The sequence below is a fragment of the Pseudomonas sp. 05T35 genome, assembly GCF_056396605.1.
Map to the genome: position 1 here is coordinate 1 of NZ_JBFTLU010000690.1, position 1577 is coordinate 1577.

1 protein-coding gene is annotated in these 1577 nt (G+C 61.9%); it reads right to left on the reverse strand.

The window, feature by feature from the left end; genetic code table 11:
* The coding region (locus tag AC1DH9_RS28905) for an immunoglobulin-like domain-containing protein (protein WP_477809307.1) at nt 1–1577 on the reverse strand (1577 nt) is incomplete at both ends.

The following is a 1577-nucleotide window of genomic DNA, read 5'->3' on the forward strand; positions in this document are numbered from 1 at the left end:
GTCGACCACCACGGAACCGGACGTTTTGCCGGCTTCGATGTTGATCACTGCACCGTTGGACAGGGTCACGCTCATCGCGGTGCCGGCCGGGTTGGTCAGGGTCGCGGTGTAAGTGATCTGACCGCCTTCGGTGACCGAACCGGTCGCCGTCAGGCTCAGCCCGGTGTTGTCGATCGAGTCGGTAATCGTCGTAACGGCTGGCGTGGTGCTTGGCACCAGGTTTTCAAAGTTGCCACCGGTAGCCCCGGTGATGGTGGTGCTGACCGTACTGCCGTTTTTGTAGACGTCATTCGCCGGGGTRTCGACCACCACGGAACCGSWSGTTTTGCCGGCTTCGATGTTGATCACGGCGCCATTCGACAGGGTCACKGTCATCGGCGTRCCSGCCGGATTGSTCAGGGTCGCGGTGTAGGTGATCTGGCCGCCTTCGGTAATCGTGTTGTTGGCGGTGAGCGTCAGCCCGGTGTTATCGATCGAATCGGTGATCGTGGTAACGGCCGGGGTGGTGCTCGGGGTCAGCTGCTCGAAATTGCCGCCGGTGGTGTTTTCGATGGTGGTGCTGACGGTGCTGCCGTTTTTGTAAACGTCATTCGCCGGGGTGTCGACCACCACGGAACCAGTGGTTTTACCGGCCTCGATGTTGATGACTGCACCGTTGGACAAGGTCACGCTCATCGCGGTGCCGGCCGGGTTGGTCAGCGTCGCGGTGTAGGTGATCTGGCCACCTTCGGTAACCGAACCGGTCGCCGTCAGGCTCAGGCCGGTATTGTCGATCGAATCGGTGATCGTGGTGACCGCYGGCGTCGTGCTCGGGGTCARCTGCTCGAARTTGCCGCCCGTGGTGCTCTCGATGGTRGTGCTGACGGTGCTGCCGTTTTTGTAGACGTCGTTGGCCGGGGTATCGACCACCACGGAACCGSWRGTYTTGCCGGCTTCGATGTTGATCACGGCGCCATTCGACAGGGTCACGCTCATCGCGGTGCCAGCCGGGTTGCTCAGGGTGGCGGTGTAGGTAATCTGGCCGCCTTCGGTGACCGAACCGGTTGCTGCCAGGGACAGCCCGGTATTGTCGATCGAATCGGTGATGGTGGTGACCGCCGGCGTCGTGCTCGGGGTCAGCTGCTCGAAGTTGCCGCCCGTGGTGCTTTCGATGGTAGTGCTGACGGTGCTGCCGTTTTTGTAAACGTCGTTGGCCGGGGTATCGACCACCACCGAACCGCTGGTCTTGCCAGCTTCGATATTGATGACGGCACCGTTCGACAGGGTCACGCTCATGGCGGTGCCGGCCGGGTTGGTCAGCGTCGCGGTGTAGGTGATCTGGCCACCTTCCACTACTGAACCCGTCGCCGCCAGGGACAGYCCGGTGTTRTCGATSGAATCGGTGATCGTGGTGACCGCCGGCGTGGTGCTCGGGGTCAGCTGTTCGAAGTTGCCACCGCTGGTGCTTTCGATGGTGGTGCTGACGGTGCTGCCGTTTTTGTAGACGTCGTTGGCCGGGGTATCGACCACTACCGAACCGGAAGTCTTGCCGGCTTCGATGTTGATCACGGCGCCATTCGACAGGGTCACGCTCATCG